Source organism: Ochrobactrum sp. RH2CCR150, from assembly GCA_014138095.1.
GTDB lineage: Bacteria > Pseudomonadota > Alphaproteobacteria > Rhizobiales > Rhizobiaceae > Brucella > Brucella gambitense.
Genome location: JACGXE010000001.1, coordinates 298,709 through 317,552 on the forward strand (window position 1 = coordinate 298,709; position 18,844 = coordinate 317,552).

The window sequence follows — 18,844 nt, forward strand, 5'->3', positions numbered from 1 at the left end:
TTGAGGGTAAGCCTCAGTTCTTTTCCTGCACATGGGCTTCGAGGAACCAAAGCGCCTTGTCCAGCGAGCGTGATGCGGCGGTGAAAATATCCGCCGTGTTGTCGTCGCCCGCTTCGTCCGAATCCTTGATCGATTTGCGCAGCAGGTTGGCGACATCGCCATAGCGCTCGATCAGTGCGCCCAGATGGTCGTGAACCGCATAAATATCGGTCGGATAAGGCTTCAGTTTCGTGTCCTTCACGACGATCTGCGATGTGCCATAGGCGGTGCCGCCGAGCTGAACCGCACGTTCTGCAATCGTGTCGACATGATCGTCGAGTTCGGTCCTGAAACCGTCGAGCATTTCGTGCACTGCGATAAATTGCGGGCCCTTGAGGTTCCAATGCGCCTGCTTGGTGATCAGCGCAAGATCGATGGTCGCAGCCAGATTTTCATTCAACAGCGCGATCATGGTCGTCTTGGTATTGGAAGGAAGATCGTTGCGGGTTGCATGCGTCGACTTATTGGACATTTTATCCTCATATCCTTTGCACAATCAGGCGCGAGCGATTGGCCAGCTCGCAGCGATTGGGGAAATCGCCAGCGTGGGGGCGGTCGAAAGGACGCACAAACGGCACCGTCAAATCTGTAAAAGGCCCGTATTGCAGCAAAACTTGCTGTTGCAAAGGCAACAACAAGACCTTCCCGCACCCGGCGAGATAACGCCTGCCGGGGGATTTTGTTCCGCAGGAAATGCCGAAAATTGCAAGCACCGCTGCGCGTTGACAATGATTTGGTATCAGCTTCGTCACGGTTAGACTTGTCGCGGGGCCAATTCTCATTTACCCGGAAGTGCATGAAGATACTCGCCCTTGATACCGCCGCTTCCTATTGCGCCGCAGCCGTCTACGACGCTGACGGTGATGTCGTTCTCGCTCAGGTCAGCGAGAATATCGGCAAGGGGCATGCGGAAGTGCTGATGGATTATGTCGGGCGCGCGTTGGCAGAAGCAGGCGTCGCGATAAAAGACATCGACCGTGTGGCGGTAAACATCGGCCCCGGTTCTTTCACGGGCGTTCGCATCGGTGTTTCGGCGGCGCGCGGTTTTGCACTGGCGCTCAAGTGTCCGTCGATTGGCGTCACGACATTCGAGGCGCTGGCTGAAGAGACGCTTGCACAAGTGCCGGGCAAGCCGGTGACAATCCTGCTCGACGCGCATCGCGGCGAGATTTATGCGCAGACATTCGACGCCAATGGCGCTGCCCTGTCCAAGCCATCGGTTCTGTCGCGGGAAGAAGCGGAAGCTTTTGCAGGCAATGCGCCCCTCGAAACCGTACTGGCCGGATCGGCAGCACGATCAATCAACGAGGCTTTGGGTGACAAGTTTGCGCTCGGTCCCGTCGAACCGACCGCTGCTATTGCCACTTTCGCCCGTCTGGCAGCCACGCGCACACCCGGTGATGCGCCGAAGCCGCTTTATATGCGTGGCCCAGATGCCAAGCCGCAAGTTGGGTTTGCATTGCCACGCAGGCAGGCCGGAGAATAGCCGATGATGGGCTTGCCATTCGGTCGCTTCGGACGCCGACAGGTTTCAGTGGAAGCGCTCAGCGCGCAGGACAGTCATGCGATCCAGCGCATTCATGCTGTTGCCTTTCATCATGGCTGGAGTTCTGACGATTTCCGCTCGCTGATCGCGCAGGATACGGTTTTCGGCTTTGTCGCCCGTGCGCAAGGCAAGCCCAATGACGCCTGCGGCTTCGTGCTGGCGCGGCTGGTGGCCGGTGAGGCGGAAATCCTCACCATCGCGGTTTCTCGCGATGTGCAGCGGCAGGGTGTCGGTCGCGCGCTGATGGATGCGGTGTTGCGCTATCTCTATCAGGAACGGGCGGAAACGCTGTTTCTTGAAGTCGATGAAGCCAATATCGCTGCGCAGGCGTTGTATCGGCGTCTCGGGTTCCAGAAAGTCGGCGATCGTCCGGCCTATTACGAAACCGCCAATGGACGCTCGGCAGCGCTCGTTCTGCGGCGCGATCTGAAGAGACCGCAATGATCGGCGCGATCCGGGTCTTTCTCGTTCTCGCGGCCATGGTCATGCTGAGCCTGTCGCTGATCCCGGTCCAGTATGTGTTTCTCAAGCTCAAAAACGGTTGGAAACGCAGCCTGCCCAACACGTTCCACCGCATGATTGCGCGGCTGTTCGGCTTTCGGGTGCGCACAGTTGGCGAAATGCATCGCGGTCGCCCGTTGTTGCTGGTCGCCAATCATACGTCGTGGAGCGATATTGTTGTTTTGTCCTCGGTCGGGCAGGTGTCCTTTATCGCCAAGTCAGAGGTGCGCAACTGGCCGATTTTCGGCATGTTCGCTGTTCTGCAGCGGACTGTTTTTGTCGAGCGCGAGCGGCGCGGCAAAACCGGCGAACAAACGTCAGAAATTGCGACACGGATGAGCGAGGGAGATGCGATGGTGCTGTTTCCCGAAGGCACGACATCCGATGGCAATCGGGTCTTGCCGTTCAAGACCGCACTTTTCGGCGCAGCCCATGCGGCGATCAAGGAAGCCGGTGTGCCGGAAGTGCTGGTCCAGCCGGTCGCCATTGCCTATACCGGCGTGCATGGCATGGCCATGGGGCGTTACTTTCGCCCGATTGCATCCTGGCCGGGTGATGTCGAGCTAATGCCGCATCTGAAAGGCATCCTGCGCGAAGGCGCTATCGATGTTGAAATCCGCTTCGGCGAGCCGATGGTTGTCACGGCGGCGACAGACCGCAAGATGCTGGCTCGCACCATGGAAGGCCGGGTGAGGGCGCTTCTGCAAAGTGCTCTTCTGGGGCGCGAGATTGCCGACGATTAGTGCGCGGCTTTGCGCTCGAAAATGCGAAAGCGAAAAAGCCGATCAGTTTGTCACCTTCCAATGCGGCGACAAAAGCTGTAGATAGCCCCGCATGAGCGAAAACATCACCGATATTGTGCCAGCGGCAGAACACGCCGATACGCGTCCAAATGCACGCAAGGTTTTTGTCAAAACCTATGGCTGCCAGATGAATGTGTATGACAGCCAGCGCATGGCCGACAGCCTTGCAGCGGAAGGCTATGTCGCGACCGATACGCCGGACGATGCCGATCTGGTGCTGCTGAACACCTGCCATATTCGCGAAAAGGCGTCGGAGAAGCTCTATTCTGCGTTGGGACGCTTGCGCAAGATGAAGGACGCGCGCGAAGCCAACGGCAAGGAACTGACCATCGGCGTTGCTGGCTGCGTGGCGCAAGCTGAAGGACATGAAATTCTGCGCCGTGCGCCGAATGTCGATCTGGTGATTGGACCGCAGACCTATCACCGCCTGCCCAATGCGCTGGCGCGCGTTCGGGGCGGCGAAAAGGTTGTAGAGACTGAATATGCGCTTGAAGACAAATTCGAGCATCTGCCGTCGCCGAAACGTGAAGAAACCCGCAAGCGCGGCGTTTCCGCTTTCCTGACGGTGCAGGAAGGTTGCGACAAGTTCTGCACCTTCTGCGTGGTGCCTTATACGCGCGGTTCGGAAGTCTCGCGCAGCGTCAGGCAGATCGTGGCGGAAGCTGAACGCCTCGCCGATAGCGGTGTGCGCGAACTGACCCTGCTCGGCCAGAACGTCAATGCCTGGCATGGCGAGGGCGACGATGGCCGCGAATGGGGGCTGGGCGAATTGCTGTTCCGCCTCGCCCGCATTCCGGGCGTGGCGCGCCTGCGTTACACGACCAGCCATCCGCGCGATATGGATGACAGTTTGATCGCTGCCCATCGCGACCTGCGCCAGCTGATGCCTTATCTGCATCTGCCGGTACAGTCCGGCTCGGACCGTATTCTCAAGGCGATGAACCGCCGTCACAAGGCGGACGAATATCGACGTCTTATCGAGCGCATCCGTGAGGTGCGCCCGGATATGGCGCTGTCGGGCGATTTTATCGTCGGCTTCCCCGGCGAAACCGATCAGGATTTCGAGGACACGATGCAGCTCGTGCGCGACGTCAATTACGCGCAGGCCTATTCGTTCAAATATTCGCCGCGTCCCGGCACACCCGGCGCAGATCTGTCCGATCATGTGGAAGAAGCGGTGAAGGATGAGCGCCTTCAGCGCTTGCAGGCTTTGCTGTCAGAGCAGCAATATGCGTTCCAGGAATCCATGATCGGTCGCGAGATGGACGTGCTGTTGGAAAAGCCCGGTCGTCAGGCGGGGCAGATGGTGGGACGTTCGCCCTGGCTCCTCCCGGTGATCATCGATGACAACAATGATCAGGTCGGCGAAATTATTCATGTGAAAATCACCTCCACTGGGACCAATAGCCTTATTGCGCAAAAACTGGCGTGAAGGCATGATACCGTTCAGGCAGATGTTTCGGCGCTTGAGTCTCGCGCCGATAATCCTGTCGGGCCGATGATCCCGTCGGAACTGTGATTGCAATGCGTGAACTCTTGAGGAGATACGGTTGAGCGCCACGGAAAAGCTGAGACCTGCCAAGCCAACCACTCTAACGCAAAAAAGCCCGACTACCGGGGCCTCGGATATGGCCCATATCGTGCTCACTTTCGAGAACAACCGCCTGGCCAGTGCGCTTTACGGTCAGTTCGACGAAAATCTGGCACGTATCGAGCAAAAACTCGGTGTCGATGTTCGCTCCAAGGGCAACCAACTCTCGATCCGGGGCGAACCAACCGCGACCGAACAGGCGCGCCGCACGCTCGATCATCTTTATGAAACCGTGCAGAAAGGTCATGAACTGACGGCATCGGATGTCGATGGCGCCTTGCGCATGGCCATTGCGGCTGATGATCAGCTGGATCTGCCGACGATGGAAAACAAGGGCAAGCTATCCGCCGCCCAGATTTCCACGCGCAAGAAGACGATCTTCGCGCGCACGCCGACACAGGACGCCTATATGCGGGCGCTCGACCGTTCCGAACTGGTGTTCGGTGTCGGTCCCGCCGGTACGGGCAAAACCTATCTGGCCGTCGCCCACGCAGCCATGCTGCTGGAACGCGGTCTGGTGGAGCGGATCATCCTTTCCCGCCCGGCTGTTGAAGCGGGTGAGCGCCTGGGCTTTCTGCCGGGTGACATGAAGGAAAAGGTCGATCCCTACCTGCGACCGCTCTATGACGCGCTTTACGACATGATGCCCGCCGACAAGGTCGAGCGTGCTATCACTGCAGGCGTCATTGAAATCGCGCCGCTGGCCTTCATGCGCGGGCGCACGCTGGCCCATTCGGCAGTCATTCTCGATGAAGCGCAGAACACGACATCCATGCAGATGAAAATGTTCCTGACGCGTCTTGGTGAAGGATCGCGGATGATCGTGACGGGCGATCCAAGCCAGATCGATCTTCCACCCGGTCAGAAATCCGGGCTTGTCGAAGCGCTTCGCGTGCTGGACGATGTGGAAAGCGTCATCAAGGTGCGGTTCACCCAGAAAGACGTGGTGCGGCATCCGCTGGTGGCGGCAATCGTCAACGCCTATGACCGCGATGCCAAAACGCATGTCCAGCAGCCGGTTCGTCCGGAATAGGGGCCAAGGACTTGTAATTGGTCGTCAGAATGACGATCTAAAAAAATGCTGTCTGCCTTTTTGGGGCAGACGGCTTTCGAACAACTGAAAGGACGAAGCGGCTTGCTGTCAGGGGAAGCCGCCGCAGAACGTGTCAGACAACGCGATCCATATCGATATAACGATCGAAGCCGGCAGCTGGCCGGATGAAACAACACTTGAAGGACTTGTCAGAAAGTCTGTCGAGGCAGCATGGGCCAATCTTGGCCTCAAGGATGCCGACAGCGAATTGAGCGTCGTCTTCACCGACGATGCGTCCATTCAGGAGCTGAACGCCGAATGGCGCGGCAAGGACAAGCCTACCAATGTGTTGTCGTTTCCTGCTTTTCCGGTCAAGGCCGGTGCGCAGCCGGGGCCGATGTTGGGCGACATCGTCATCGCTCGCGAAACCGTAGAGCGTGAAGCGGTTGAAGAAGACAAACCTCTCGACCACCACCTCTCACACCTTGTCGTGCATGGATTCCTGCATCTTTTGGGATACGATCATGAAACCGACGAGGAAGCTGAGGAAATGGAGCACCGTGAGCGCGAAATTCTTCATGCTATTGCCATCCCCGACCCTTATGCTGTATCCGAAGAGACCATTAACAACGATTGACCATGGCTGATCAAACCTCACAACCTCCGTCCGCTGGCGAGAATCGCAGCGAGACCCAAGACGCCGAAGGGCAAAGTACGCAGCGGCCTGTGGCGGCCGAAAAGCGCTCCCTTCTGTCGAATATTTTCCCTTTCATCCGCTCGCGACAGCAATCTTCCTTGCGTGAAGATTTGGCCGATGCCTTGTCGAGTACGACGAGCGAACAGGATTCTGCATTCTCGCCCGAAGAAAAGGCGATGCTGCACAACATCCTGCGCCTGCGTGAAATCCGCGTCGAAGACGTTATGATTCCGCGTGCGGATGTCGAGGCGGTGGAAATTTCCACGCCGCTCTGGGAAGTGCTGGAACTCTTCGAGGAATCCGGTCACTCCCGTATGCCGGTCTATGCCGAAACGCTGGATGATCCGCGCGGAATGATCCATATTCGCGATGTTCTGAATTTCATCACGCGTCAGGCGCGCCAGAAAACGCGCCGCCGCACGACGGCTAAGACGCCTGCTGCGGCAACGCCGCCGAAATTCGATATGAGCCGCATCGATCTCACCAAGACGATTGGCGAGCTTAACCTCATGCGCAAGGTGCTGTTCGTGCCGCCGTCGATGATGGCAAGCGGCCTGATGGCCCGTATGCAGGCAACCCATATTCAGATGGCGCTGGTCATCGACGAATATGGCGGCACCGATGGTCTTGTTTCGCTGGAAGACATCGTCGAAATGGTTGTCGGCGATATTGAAGACGAGCATGACGACGAAGAAATCATGATCGCCGAGGAAGCCGATGGCGTATTCGTCGTCGACGCGCGCGCTGATCTGGACGAATTTGCCGCAAAGATTGGCCCCTCTTTCGAGGTGGGCGAACATGGCGAGGATGTTGACACGGTCGGCGGCCTGATATTCTCGGTTCTTGGCCGGATTCCCGTCCGTGGTGAGGTCGTGCAGGCCGTGCCGGGCTATGAATTCCATGTGCTCGAAGTTGATCCGCGCCGCGTGAAGAAGGTGCGCATTGTGCCGCTTTCCGCTGCCGACCGCCGCAGGCAGCAGCGCGCTGTCGTCACCACCAAGCCTGAAGAGCAGTCACCGGCCACGGCCGAAGACGCTGAAACCTTCAAAGAGGCCTGATGATCGAAAGGCTTGCGGGCAGGATCATTCTTTCTAGCGGCTGGCGTCGTGCGCTGGCCGCTTTTTTGAGTGGCGCCTTTGCGACACTGACCCAGCCGCCTTTCGATCTCTTCATTGCCGGGTTTGTTTCCTTCCCGATCCTCGTCTGGCTGATCGACGGCGCTTTGGCGCGCGCCGATGCTGGTCCGATCCGTCGCGTTCTGCCCGCGGCAATAGTCGGCTGGTGGTTCGGTTTCGGTTATTTCGTCTCCGGCCTCTGGTGGATCGGCACGGCTCTTCTGGTCGATGCAGACCAGTTTGCCTGGGCCCTGCCGCTGGCGGTTTTGGGCCTGCCTGCCTTTCTGGCGATTTTCTACGCCTTCGCGACCTTGGTTGCGCGCATCTTTTGGTCCGACGGGTTAGGACGTATTTTCGCGCTCGCTTTTGGTTTTGCGCTTGCGGAATGGCTGCGTACGTTCCTGCTGACCGGTTTTCCGTGGAACGCTATCGGTTATGCGGCCATGCCGGTGCCGGTGTTGATGCAGTCGGTCGCCGTGGTTGGCCTTGTCGGCATGAGCGCGTTGGCTGCGTTCATTTTTGCGTCGCCCGCATTGCTGATCGGTGGACGTTTGGCAAAGAGCGGTATCGTTCTGGCCATTCTTCTGACCGCAGCCCATGTCGGCTTTGGCGTGTGGACCCTGTCGCATGCGCCCGCCATCGGTGATGAGAAGGGCACGGTCAATATCCGCATCGTACAGCCTTCCATCGCGCAAAGCCTGAAATGGGACAATGCCGAACGCCGCTCGATCTTCGACAAGCTGATTGCGCTGACGGCGGAAGCACCCGCGGACGGCAAGCCGAAGCCTGATGTCGTCATATGGCCCGAAACTGCGGTGCCGTATATTCTGACATCGACGCCGGAAGCTCTGGCGCAAATCGGCACTACATTGCAGGACGGTCAGGTCCTGTTGACTGGCGCTGTGCGTGAGGAGAAGGCGGCGGGCAATGGCGAGCCGCGTTATTATAATTCCATCTACACGATCAATGACCGGGGCGAGATTACGGATGCCGCCGACAAGGTGCATCTTGTTCCATTCGGCGAATATCTGCCTTTTGAAAGCTTTCTCCGTGGTCTTGGACTTCAGGAAGTGGTCGAAATGCCGGGCGGCTTTACCGCCGGTTCCTCGCGGCGTCTTTTGAACGTCAAGCCAGGCCAGTCTTTTTTGCCGCTTATCTGCTACGAAGCCATTTTCCCGGACGAACTCGGTTTTTCGGGCTCGCAGGCCGGTACGCCCAATGCCATCGTCAATGTTACGAATGACGCCTGGTATGGCGACACGCCGGGGCCTTACCAGCATTTCAGGCAGGCGCAGGTTCGTGCAGTGGAGCAGGGCTTGCCGCTGGTCCGTGCAGCGAATAACGGCCTTTCGGCGGTAACGGATTCCTACGGTCGAATCACTGAAGGTCTTGCGCTGGATGTCGTCGGGGTGGTGGATGCTTCCCTACCGTCAGCTCGTGCCCCATTTTGGGGCACTGCCCCCGGATCGAAACAGACGATATCGATCCTGTTAACCTTACTCTTTGTCAACGCAGCTTTCAGGGTGTCATTCCGTAGGCGTTTTCATTGACACGGCAATTTTGTTAAGATGTTATACCGGCGCGGTGACGGTTCCCACGTGCGAAATCGTGCGAAGCTCGTCAGACTACCTCCCACAACGTGGTGTTATCCCTGTTCAGATGAACAGTACATGAATGAAAGCTCGCAGCCGCGAGGAGTGACAGCTGTATGATTGAGAATAAAAAGAAGCCCAACCCAATCGACGTACATGTCGGCAGCCGCATTCGTCTTCGCCGCAACATGCTGGGCCTCAGTCAGGAAAAGCTCGGCGAGAATCTGGGCATCACGTTTCAGCAGATTCAAAAATATGAGAAGGGCACCAATCGCGTCGGCGCCAGCCGCCTTCAGGCGATCTCTGCCATTCTCAACGTTCCGGTTTCCTTTTTCTTTGAAGACGCACCGGGATCGAACCCTGCCGGTCAGGAAGGTTTTGCGGAAGACAATGAAGCAACCTATGTGGTCGATTTCCTGAATTCCAACGAAGGCGTTCAGCTCACCCGCGCGTTCACGAAGATTTCAGATCCGAAAGTGCGCCGGAAAATCATCGATCTGGTGAAGTCGCTCGCAGCAGACGCCGAGTAAGCTATCCGCTGTTATACCCTGCATTTCGGCGGTTTATGCGCCTTTTTCCCCTTTTGACGTAGGTTTCGCGGCCTTGGGAATGAATTTTTCTGGCTGCGCCCCGTCGCGATACGAAAATGCATTGACGGTTTGATCCTAACTTCGCTAACACTTTGACGCGCCCGGAAAGTTCCGGGCGCTACTGTGTTTCCTAGGCGGAGATGTTCTCCGTTGGATTTTCAAGAGGGGTTACCCGTGTCGCGCAGTTCTTATCTCTTCACCAGCGAATCTGTGTCTGAAGGACACCCGGACAAGGTTTGCGACCGCATCTCCGATGAAATCGTCGACATGATCTACAAGGAAGCCCGCCGCACCGGCGTGGATCCGTGGTCTGTCCGTGTTGCCTGCGAAACGCTTGCCACCACCAATCGCGTGGTGATTGCCGGCGAAGTCCGCGTACCGGAGACTTTCCTGAAGAAGAACAAGGACGGTTCGATCGCCAAGGATGCCGCTGGCCATCCGCTGATCAATCCTGCCCGCTTCCGTTCGGCAGCGCGCAAGGCGATCCGCGAAATCGGCTACGAACAGGACGGCTTTCACTGGAAGACGGTGAAGATCGACGTACTTCTGCATCCGCAGTCTGCCGATATCGCACAGGGCGTGGACAATGCTGCCGACCGTCAGGGCGAAGAAGGTGCTGGCGATCAGGGTATCATGTTTGGCTATGCCTGCCGCGAAACCCCGGATCTGATGCCTGCCCCGATCTATTACTCGCATAAGATTCTCGAAAAGCTGTCCGAAGCACGCCATAAGGGCGAAGGCGATGCGGGCAAGCTTGGCCCGGACGCCAAGAGCCAGGTTACGGTGCGTTACGAAAACGGCAAGGCTGCCGAAGTCACGCAGATCGTGCTCTCGACGCAGCATCTGGATGCCAGCTGGGATTCCAAGAAGGTTCGCTCGGTTGTCGAGCCTTATATCCGTGATGCGCTGGGCGAGCTGCCGATTGCAACCACCTGCAACTGGTACATCAACCCGACCGGCAAATTCGTCATTGGTGGCCCGGACGGCGACGCAGGCCTGACGGGTCGCAAGATCATCGTCGACACTTACGGCGGTGCGGCTCCCCATGGCGGCGGCGCATTCTCCGGCAAGGACACGACCAAGGTCGACCGTTCAGCTGCTTATGCTGCGCGTTATCTCGCCAAGAATGTCGTGGCGGCTAATCTTGCCGACCGCTGCACGATCCAGCTTTCCTACGCCATCGGCGTTGCACAGCCGCTTTCGGTCTATGTCGATCTGCACGGGACGGGCAAGGTTGCTGAAGCCGCTGTTGAAGACGCGCTGCGTGAAGTGATGGACCTTTCGCCAACCGGTATCCGCAAGCATCTCGACCTCAACAAACCGATCTATGCCAAGACCTCGTCTTATGGTCACTTCGGCCGTAAGCCGGGCCGTGACGGTTCCTTCTCCTGGGAGAAGACCGACCTCACCAAGGCGTTGAAGGCATCTGTCGCTTAAATCTTGGAGCGTTGTGCGTCCTTTTGGGCGTACAACGAGACCAAAAGTTGCATCACAGATCGCTTGGCGTTATGTGTCCGGGAAAATTTCAGAGAGCGCGATTTCAAATCGCGCTCTCTGTTTGTGTTGTTAAGCTGCATTTTGCAGGCCGACGGATAGAACATGACCGAAGAAACCCATCCTCTACGCGGTGCCGGAAACTTTTTTGGCCGTCGTCACGGCAAGCCGTTGCGCAGCCATCAGCGGAACCTGTTCGAGGAGCTGCTGCCCGAGCTGAAGATCGACCTCGCCAAGCCTGCCCCACAGGATCTGCGCGCGCTGTTCCCCATCGCGGCGGACGCCGTGCGCATGGAAATCGGCTTTGGCGGCGGCGAACATCTGCATCATGAAACGGGCCGCTATCCGCAGACGGGTTTCATCGGCGTCGAGCCTTTCGTCAACGGCATGGCCAAGATGCTGGCGGCGCTCGATCAGGAGCCGCGTCCCAACATGCGGCTTTACGATGAAGACGCGACGGCGGTTCTCGACTGGCTGCCAGATGCCTCTTTGTCCGGTATCGACCTGTTTTATCCTGACCCATGGCACAAGCGTCGCCACTGGAAGCGCCGTTTTGTCAGCGATGCCAATCTGGATCGCTTCGCCCGCGTTTTGAAACCCGGCGCGAAATTCCGCTTCGCTTCGGATATCGAGCATTACGTGAACTGGACGCTACAGCATTGCCGCCGTCACGATGCGTTCGACTGGCAGGCGGAAGGACCGTCGGACTGGAACGACGCCTATGAAGGCTGGCCGGGCACGCGTTATGAGGCCAAGGCCTTCCGCGAGGGCCGCAAGGCTGCCTATCTGACATTTATCCGACGTTGAATTTCATCACGGAAGCGGGACTTGAAAAAATCCGCTTCCGCTGGTATATAACTCTCAAATTCTTGGTCGAACGAACAAGAGTGGGTCCGTCCGGTCCCGCTCTTTTTTGTTACTTAGACCCAGGAAATAGAGGTTTTTCGACCCCTTTGAGAGGTTTAGAGTTGACGGAACAGGTTCAGGCAAACGAAGCAGAGACGCCGGAAGTGGCTGTGGATGAGCGCATCATTCGCGAAACGGGCATCGATGCGAAAGTGGCAGGCATTATTGAGCCGGTGCTCAATACGCTGGGCTATCGTCTTGTGCGCGTGCGTCTTTCCGGTCTCAACGGCCAGACCTTGCAGATCATGGCCGAACGTCCCGACGGCACGATGACGGTCGACGATTGCGAGCTGGTCAGCCGCACTGTCGCGCCGGTGCTCGATGTCGAAGACCCGATCAGCGGCAAGTATCATCTGGAAGTCTCGTCACCGGGCATCGACCGTCCGCTGGTGCGCAAGTCGGATTTCGCCGATTGGGCAGGCCATATTGCCAAGGTGGAAACCTCGATCGTGCATGAAGGCCGCAAGAAATTCCGCGGTCGTATCGTGCTGGGCGATGCCGAGACAGTCGTGATCGAAAGCGATCAGGTGTCTTACGGCAACGAACCGGTCGTGCGCATTCCCTTCGACGTGATTTCGGATGCGCGTCTGGTCCTGACCGACGATCTGATCCGCGATGCACTGCGCAAGGACAAGGCCCTTCGCGAAGGCCGCATCCCCGGAGACGATCTGGGCGATGCGCCGGAAGAAGCGACGACAGAAGATACGGCTGAAGAGAAATAAGCCGACGAAACAAGTTTCAGGCATTCGGCGCAAGGAGAAGCCGGGTGCGACACCAAGGAGAGACCTATGGCAGTCAGTGCTAACAGGCTGGAGCTTCTGCAGATCGCCGATGCGGTCGCACGCGAGAAGTCGATTGACCGCGAGATCGTTCTTGCGGCCATGGCCGATGCGATCCAGAAGGCAGCGCGTTCGCGTTATGGTCAGGAAAGCAACATCCGCGCCGACATCAATGCGAAGTCCGGCGAGATCAAGCTTCAGCGTCTGCTCGAAGTGGTCGAGAATGTCGAAGACTACGCCACGCAGATTTCGCTGTTCACCGCACGTGACCGCAACCCGGATGCGCAGATTGGCGACTTCATCGCTGATCAGCTGCCGCCGATGGATTTCGGCCGTATCGCTGCCCAGTCGGCCAAGCAGGTTATCGTGCAGAAAGTGCGCGAAGCCGAGCGCGACCGCCAGTATGACGAATACAAGGATCGCGTTGGCGAAATCGTCAACGGCACCGTGAAGCGCGTCGAATACGGCAATGTGATCGTCGATCTGGGTCGTGGCGAAGCCATCGTGCGCCGTGACGAACTGATCCCGCGTGAAGCCTTCCGTTATGGCGACCGTATCCGCGCCTATGTTTACGACGTGCGCCGTGAACAGCGTGGCCCGCAGATTTTCCTGTCGCGCACCCATCCGCAGTTCATGGCGAAGCTCTTCACCATGGAAGTGCCGGAAATCTATGACGGCATTATCGAGATCAAGTCGGTAGCCCGTGATCCGGGTTCGCGCGCCAAGATCGCCGTTGTTTCGCGCGATGCGTCCATCGATCCGGTCGGCGCCTGCGTTGGTATGCGCGGTTCGCGTGTTCAGGCTGTTGTTGCCGAACTTCAGGGCGAAAAGATCGACATCATTCCGTGGTCGCCGGATGCGGCTTCCTTCATCGTCAACGCGCTTCAGCCTGCTGAAGTTGCCAAGGTTGTTCTCGATGAAGATGCGGAACGTATTGAAGTTGTCGTCCCGAATGACCAACTATCACTAGCGATCGGTCGTCGCGGCCAGAATGTCCGCCTCGCATCGCAGCTCACCGGTTGGGACATCGACATTCTGACGGAGGACGAAGAGTCCGAACGTCGTCAGAAGGAATTCACCGAGCGTTCGAACCTGTTCATGGAAGCCCTCGACGTCGACGAAATGGTCGGTCAGGTTCTTGCTTCCGAAGGCTTCGCCTCGATTGAAGAACTGGCTTATGTCGAGCCGGGTGAAATTGCATCCATCGATGGTTTCGATGACGATACGGCTTCTGAAATCCAGCAGCGTGCTCGTGAATATCTGGATCGCCTCGAAGGTGAACTGGATGCTCGCCGCAAGGAACTGGGCGTCGAAGACGAACTTCGCGAATTGCCGAACCTGACGACCGCCATGCTGGTTGCTGTCGGTGAAGACGGCGTGAAGTCGATCGAAGACTTTGCCGGTTACGCTGTCGATGACCTCGTCGGCTGGCGTGAGCGCAAGGATGGCGACACCGTCACCCATAGCGGCATTCTCTCGTCCTTCGATGTTTCGCGCGTCGATGCCGAACAGATGATCCTGACTGCCCGCCTCAAGGCTGGCTGGATCACGGAAGAAGAGCTTGCAGCCGCCGCTCAGGAAGAAGCCGAAGCGGAAGTCGATGCTGAAGCCGGTGAAGAAGAAGCTGCTTCGTAAGAAGCGCTGAGAAGTTCTGGGGCCGCACGGGTTCTTACGTCTGAAGCAATTCAGGAGTAAGCTGTGCGGCTCCAACAATTGATGTGATGCCGAAAACGGGTCTCATTTACCGGATTCGGTAAGGCAGATCGGCTTTCAGTGGGCTTTCCGCGACGTTTCGGGTTGTGGCGAGGCCCCGGCTCTGGTACAGCGCCACGCGTTGCGTTTGATATGTCGGGTGGGGTGTCAAACTGCCTGATTTGAGAACAAAGCGGCGGAAGCGTTGCCAGTTTTGAAGTTGAGTACAAGTCCGTATATGGCAGAGCGGGAGTTTGCGTGGAGCAGGATATGAATGACAGAACCTGTATCGTCACGCGCGAAAGCGGTTCTGCCGATGACATGATCCGCTTCGTTGCAGGGCCAGACGGTTCCGTTGTGCCGGACTTGAAAAGAAACCTGCCGGGCAGGGGATGCTGGGTGAAAGCCGAGCGCCGTCTGGTGGATGAGGCGATCAAGCGCAAGCTTTTTGCGCGGGCGCTGAAGGAAGGCGTGAAGCCGCAGGACGATCTTGGCGCGCTGGTTGACCAGCTGCTGACAAAATCCGCCCTTGGCAGTCTGGCTTTGGCTCGCAAGGCCGGTGCTGTGGTGACGGGGTCGACTAAGGTCGATCAGGCGATCCGCACGGGCACTGCCGCCATGGTATTGCATGCGAAGGAAGCCGCAGCCGATGGCGTGCGCAAGCTCGATCAGGCCCGGCGCGCCGTGGTGCATCTCGACGGTCCCGAAATCCCTGCCTTCACCCTTTTTACGGGAGAAGAAATGGATTTGGCATTTGGGGGCGGAAATGTGATACATGCAGCCGTGCTTGAAGGAAAGGCGGCTGTCGGGTTCGTAAAGCGGGCGCAATTGCTGCATCGCTATCGCGGTGAAAGCGCAACGGATTCGAATTAGAGCGTAATCTTGCCGAGGCTGGCAGGCCTCATACCGGATTATGCGTTGAGTGGATGACTGGAGCATTATCCAACCCGACTGGGTCGCGTTGGATAATGCTCGAGTAGAGCGGCCGGAGCCGCGAAGGAAACGGAACGTAATGAGCGATAACACAAACGACGACAAGACGCTGGGCGTCACCCCCAAGAAGACCCTGACCATGAAGCGGCCAGGCGTTGAGCAGAGCACCGTGCGCCAGAATTTCAGCCACGGCCGCACCAAGGCTGTCGTCGTTGAAACCAAGAAGCGCAAGTTCTCACGGCCAGACGACAAGCCGGAAGTGGAAGCAGCGGCTCCCAAGCCTGTTGTAGCCGCTCCTGCTGCGCCGACGCCGCAGCCGAAGGCACCGGCAGCACCAGCTGCTGCTGCTCCGGTAGCGAAGCCGCATGTCGCGCAGCAACAGCAGCGCCCCGTGCAGCAGCGTCCCAACCAGCAGGCACCGCGTCCGCGCCCGACCGATCGCTCCGGCATGGTGCTGAACACGCTGTCGCGCTCCGAAATGGACGCACGCCGCCGCGCGCTCGAAGAAGCGCAGGTGCGTGAAGTCGAAGAACGCGCGCGTGCCGTCGAAGACGCCAAGCGCCGCGCCGAAGAAGATGCACGCCGCGCCAAGGAGCGTGAAGAATCCGCACGCCGTCAGGCCGAGGAAGAAGCACGCCTCAAGGCTGAAGCCGAAGCGCGGCGCAAGGCCGAGGAAGAAGCTGCCAAGCGTGTTCCTCAGCCGGAAGCACGTGGCGAGCAGCGCACCGAGCGTCCTGAACGCCGCGACGATTCGCGTGGCGCACCGCAGGGCAATCGTCCGCAGCACGCTGGCCGTCCGCAGCAGGGCAATCGCCCGCAGTCGGGTGCACCGCGTCCGGCGCCGTCGCTTGCAGAAGCCGCTCCCGGACCGGGCAAGCCGCTCCCGCAGAGCCAGCTTCGCAGGCCTGGACAGTCCGGCGATGATGATGATCGTCGTGGCAGCAGCCCAACCGCTGCTCGTCGTGGCACGCCCGCCAAGCCGGACGCTCGCGCCCCGAAGGTGGTCAAGACCGAAGACGATCGCCGTCGTGGCAAGCTGACGATCTCCAGCAATCTGGAAGACGAAGGTCGTTCGCGTTCGCTGTCGGCCATGCGTCGCCGTCAGGAAAAGTTCAAGCGTTCGCAGATGCAGGAAACCCGCGAGAAAATCTCTCGCGAAGTGACCGTGCCTGAAACCATCACGCTTCAGGAACTCGCACAGCGTATGACCGAGCGTTCGGTCGATATCATCAAGTACCTGATGAAACAGGGCCAGATGATGAAGCCGGGCGACGTGATTGATGCCGATATGGCGCAGCTGATTGCTGAAGAATTCGGCCACACCGTCAAGCGCGTTGCGGAATCGGACGTTGAAGAAGGTATCTTTGACGTTGCGGACGATCAGGCCGCACTGGTTTCGCGTCCTCCGGTCGTGACCATCATGGGTCACGTCGACCACGGCAAGACGTCGCTTCTCGATGCGATCCGTCACGCCAACGTGGTGTCGGGCGAAGCCGGTGGTATCACCCAGCATATCGGTGCTTATCAGGTCGAACAGAACGGCCAGAAGATCACCTTCATCGATACGCCGGGCCACGCCGCCTTTACCGCAATGCGTGCCCGTGGCGCGCAGGCGACCGACATCGCCATTCTGGTGGTTGCCGCCGACGACAGCGTGATGCCGCAGACGATTGAATCGATCAACCATGCCAAGGCGGCTGGTGTTCCGATCATCGTTGCGATCAACAAGATCGACAAGCCATCTGCCGATCCGCAGAAGGTTCGTACTGCCCTGCTGCAGCACGATGTCTTCGTGGAATCGATGGGCGGTGAAGTGCTCGACGTCGAAGTGTCGGCCAAGAACAAGATCAACCTCGACAAGCTGCTTGAAGCAGTTCTGTTGCAGGCTGAAATCCTTGATCTCAAGGCAGATCCGAAGCGTACGGCTGAAGGCGTTGTCATTGAAGCCCAGCTTGATCGTGGCCGTGGTTCGGTCGCAACCGTTCTGGTTCAGAAGGGTACGCTGCATCCGGGCGATATTATCGCTGCTGGTAACGAATGGGGCCGCGTGCGCGCTCTGGTCAACGACCGTGGCGAACACGTCAAGGAAGCAGGACCTGCAATGCCGGTTGAAGTCCTTGGTCTCCAGGGTACGCCGCAGGCAGGCGATCGCTTCGCAGTTGTTGCCAACGAAGCCAAGGCTCGTGAAATTGCTGATTATCGCCAGCGCCTTGCTCGCGATAAGGCTGTTGCCCGTCAGACTGGTCAGCGCGGCTCGCTTGAGCAGATGATGAGCCAGCTTCAGGTGAATGGCTTGAAGGAATTCCCGCTCGTCATCAAGGGTGACGTGCAGGGTTCGGTCGAAGCAATCATTACGGCTCTCGACAAGCTCGGCACCGACGAAGTGCGTGCACGCATCGTCCATTCGGGCGCAGGCGGTATCACGGAAAGCGACGTGTCGCTGGCCGAAGCCTCCAACGCAGCAATCATCGGCTTCAACGTTCGTGCCAACAAGCAGGCGCGCGACGCTGCCGAACAGCAGGGCACTGAAATCCGCTACTACAACATCATCTACGATCTGATCGAAGATGTGAAAGCAGCGATGTCGGGTCTTCTGTCGCCAGAACGCCGTGAAACCTTCATCGGTAATGCTGAGATTCTCGAAGTCTTCAACATCACCAAGGTTGGTAAGGTTGCCGGTTGCCGTGTTATCGACGGCAAGGTCGAACGTGGTGCAGGCGTTCGCCTCATCCGCGACAACGTGGTTATCCACGAAGGCAAGCTCAAGACGCTCAAGCGCTTCAAGGACGAAGTGCAGGAAGTGCCGATGGGCCAGGAATGCGGTATGGCGTTCGAAAACTACGACGACATTCGCGCAGGCGACACGATCGAAGCGTTCCGCGTCGAACATATTACGCGCACGCTCTAACAACTACGTGCCGGATCGCCCGACATGGGCGGTCCGGCTTTTTATTGCCCGGTTCCGAGGGTCTGACTCCCATCTGAATTGTGGTAAGTTACGCCCATAATTTTCAAGTCATGCGGTCGGACGGTCTGAGAGACTGGACGCCGGTTGATGGCTGTTTATCGAGGATATAGCTATGGCACGTTCTCCGGACCCAAAAGGCTCAGGCGGCCTTTCGCAGCGCCAGCTTCGCGTTGGCGAACAGGTGCGCCACGCATTGGCGCAATTGCTCCAGCGCGGTGAAATCCGTGACGATCTGATCGAGCGTACTGTCATTTCCGTTTCGGAAGTGCGCATGTCGCCTGATCTCAAGATCGCTACCTGTTTCATTATGCCGCTTGGCAATGTTGATCCGCAATCCATCGTCAAGGCATTGGCAGCAAACGCGAAATTCATTCGCGGCCGCATGGCGCCGGTCCTTGGCCAGATGAAATACATGCCGGAGTTCCGCTTCCGCTCCGACACGAGTTTCGACAATTTTTCGAAGATCGACGCCCTTCTGCGTTCGCCGGAAGTGGCGCGTGATCTTTCGCATGACGATGAAGACGCCGGCGAGGATAAAACCTCCCGCAATGGAGACGAATAAAGC

18 protein-coding genes are annotated in these 18,844 nt (G+C 58.3%); 16 read left to right on the forward strand and 2 right to left on the reverse strand.

Translation table 11 applies throughout. From position 1 onward, the window contains the following. Positions 1–13: 13 nt before the first annotated feature. Positions 14–511 (reverse strand): DNA starvation/stationary phase protection protein Dps, encoded by a 498-nt coding sequence (gene dps / locus FHW03_RS01380; protein WP_138784045.1) that lies wholly within the window; start codon positions 509–511, stop codon positions 14–16. Positions 512–518: 7 nt separating this feature from the next. Next, positions 519–791: a hypothetical protein gene (locus FHW03_RS01385; protein ID WP_182519023.1), complete on the reverse strand. Its 273-nt coding sequence runs from the start codon at positions 789–791 to the stop codon at positions 519–521. 44 nt (positions 792–835) lie between these two features. Between FHW03_RS01385 and tsaB the strand changes: the two genes are divergently transcribed. The 16 genes from tsaB to rbfA all read left to right on the forward strand — a co-directional run bounded on the left by tsaB (position 836) and on the right by rbfA (position 18,841). Further along, positions 836–1,525 (forward strand): tRNA (adenosine(37)-N6)-threonylcarbamoyltransferase complex dimerization subunit type 1 TsaB, encoded by a 690-nt coding sequence (tsaB, locus tag FHW03_RS01390; RefSeq protein WP_182519024.1) that lies wholly within the window; start codon positions 836–838, stop codon positions 1,523–1,525. A gap of 3 nt (positions 1,526–1,528) precedes the next feature. Beyond that, on the forward strand, positions 1,529–2,029 hold the full coding sequence (gene rimI, locus FHW03_RS01395) for a ribosomal protein S18-alanine N-acetyltransferase (RefSeq protein ID WP_182519025.1): 501 nt from the start codon (positions 1,529–1,531) through the stop codon (positions 2,027–2,029). Continuing rightward, complete coding sequence (locus tag FHW03_RS01400; protein ID WP_182519026.1) at positions 2,026–2,829, forward strand: lysophospholipid acyltransferase family protein; 804 nt, start codon at positions 2,026–2,028, stop codon at positions 2,827–2,829. Before rimI ends, FHW03_RS01400 begins: the two co-directional genes overlap by 4 nt. A 91-nt stretch (positions 2,830–2,920) precedes the next feature. Beyond that, complete coding sequence (gene miaB / locus FHW03_RS01405) at positions 2,921–4,321, forward strand: tRNA (N6-isopentenyl adenosine(37)-C2)-methylthiotransferase MiaB (RefSeq protein ID WP_182519027.1); 1,401 nt, start codon at positions 2,921–2,923, stop codon at positions 4,319–4,321. Between the two features lie 118 nt (positions 4,322–4,439). Next, a complete protein-coding gene (locus FHW03_RS01410) occupies positions 4,440–5,513 on the forward strand; it encodes a PhoH family protein (protein ID WP_171058692.1) in 1,074 nt (357 codons plus the stop codon). Between the two features lie 130 nt (positions 5,514–5,643). Then, on the forward strand, positions 5,644–6,150 hold the full coding sequence (gene ybeY, locus FHW03_RS01415) for an rRNA maturation RNase YbeY (protein WP_182519028.1): 507 nt from the start codon (positions 5,644–5,646) through the stop codon (positions 6,148–6,150). A gap of 2 nt (positions 6,151–6,152) precedes the next feature. Further along, complete coding sequence (locus tag FHW03_RS01420; RefSeq protein WP_182519029.1) at positions 6,153–7,268, forward strand: hemolysin family protein; 1,116 nt, start codon at positions 6,153–6,155, stop codon at positions 7,266–7,268. Further along, positions 7,268–8,875, forward strand: coding sequence for an apolipoprotein N-acyltransferase (gene lnt, locus FHW03_RS01425; protein ID WP_182519030.1), 1,608 nt, complete (start codon positions 7,268–7,270; stop codon positions 8,873–8,875). Before FHW03_RS01420 ends, lnt begins: the two co-directional genes overlap by 1 nt. Positions 8,876–9,033: 158 nt before the next feature. Further along, the gene (locus FHW03_RS01430) at positions 9,034–9,447 is read left to right on the forward strand and encodes a helix-turn-helix domain-containing protein (RefSeq protein WP_182519031.1); all 414 of its coding nucleotides are present in this window, start codon (positions 9,034–9,036) and stop codon (positions 9,445–9,447) included. Positions 9,448–9,681: 234 nt separating this feature from the next. Beyond that, the gene (gene metK / locus FHW03_RS01435) at positions 9,682–10,944 is read left to right on the forward strand and encodes a methionine adenosyltransferase (protein ID WP_182519032.1); all 1,263 of its coding nucleotides are present in this window, start codon (positions 9,682–9,684) and stop codon (positions 10,942–10,944) included. 162 nt (positions 10,945–11,106) lie between these two features. After that, positions 11,107–11,808 carry a tRNA (guanine(46)-N(7))-methyltransferase TrmB gene (locus tag FHW03_RS01440; protein WP_182519033.1) on the forward strand — a complete coding sequence of 234 codons (702 nt, stop codon included), beginning with the start codon at positions 11,107–11,109 and terminating at the stop codon, positions 11,806–11,808. 161 nt (positions 11,809–11,969) lie between these two features. Beyond that, a complete protein-coding gene (gene rimP / locus FHW03_RS01445) occupies positions 11,970–12,629 on the forward strand; it encodes a ribosome maturation factor RimP (protein ID WP_182519034.1) in 660 nt (219 codons plus the stop codon). A gap of 66 nt (positions 12,630–12,695) precedes the next feature. Beyond that, positions 12,696–14,321, forward strand: coding sequence for a transcription termination factor NusA (nusA, locus tag FHW03_RS01450; RefSeq protein ID WP_182519035.1), 1,626 nt, complete (start codon positions 12,696–12,698; stop codon positions 14,319–14,321). A gap of 327 nt (positions 14,322–14,648) precedes the next feature. After that, positions 14,649–15,251 (forward strand): RNA-binding protein, encoded by a 603-nt coding sequence (locus FHW03_RS01455; protein WP_182519036.1) that lies wholly within the window; start codon positions 14,649–14,651, stop codon positions 15,249–15,251. 139 nt (positions 15,252–15,390) lie between these two features. Then, positions 15,391–18,219 (forward strand): translation initiation factor IF-2, encoded by a 2,829-nt coding sequence (gene infB / locus FHW03_RS01460; protein WP_182519037.1) that lies wholly within the window; start codon positions 15,391–15,393, stop codon positions 18,217–18,219. A gap of 172 nt (positions 18,220–18,391) precedes the next feature. Continuing rightward, positions 18,392–18,841 (forward strand): 30S ribosome-binding factor RbfA, encoded by a 450-nt coding sequence (gene rbfA / locus FHW03_RS01465; protein WP_182519038.1) that lies wholly within the window; start codon positions 18,392–18,394, stop codon positions 18,839–18,841. Positions 18,842–18,844 lie beyond the last annotated feature (3 nt).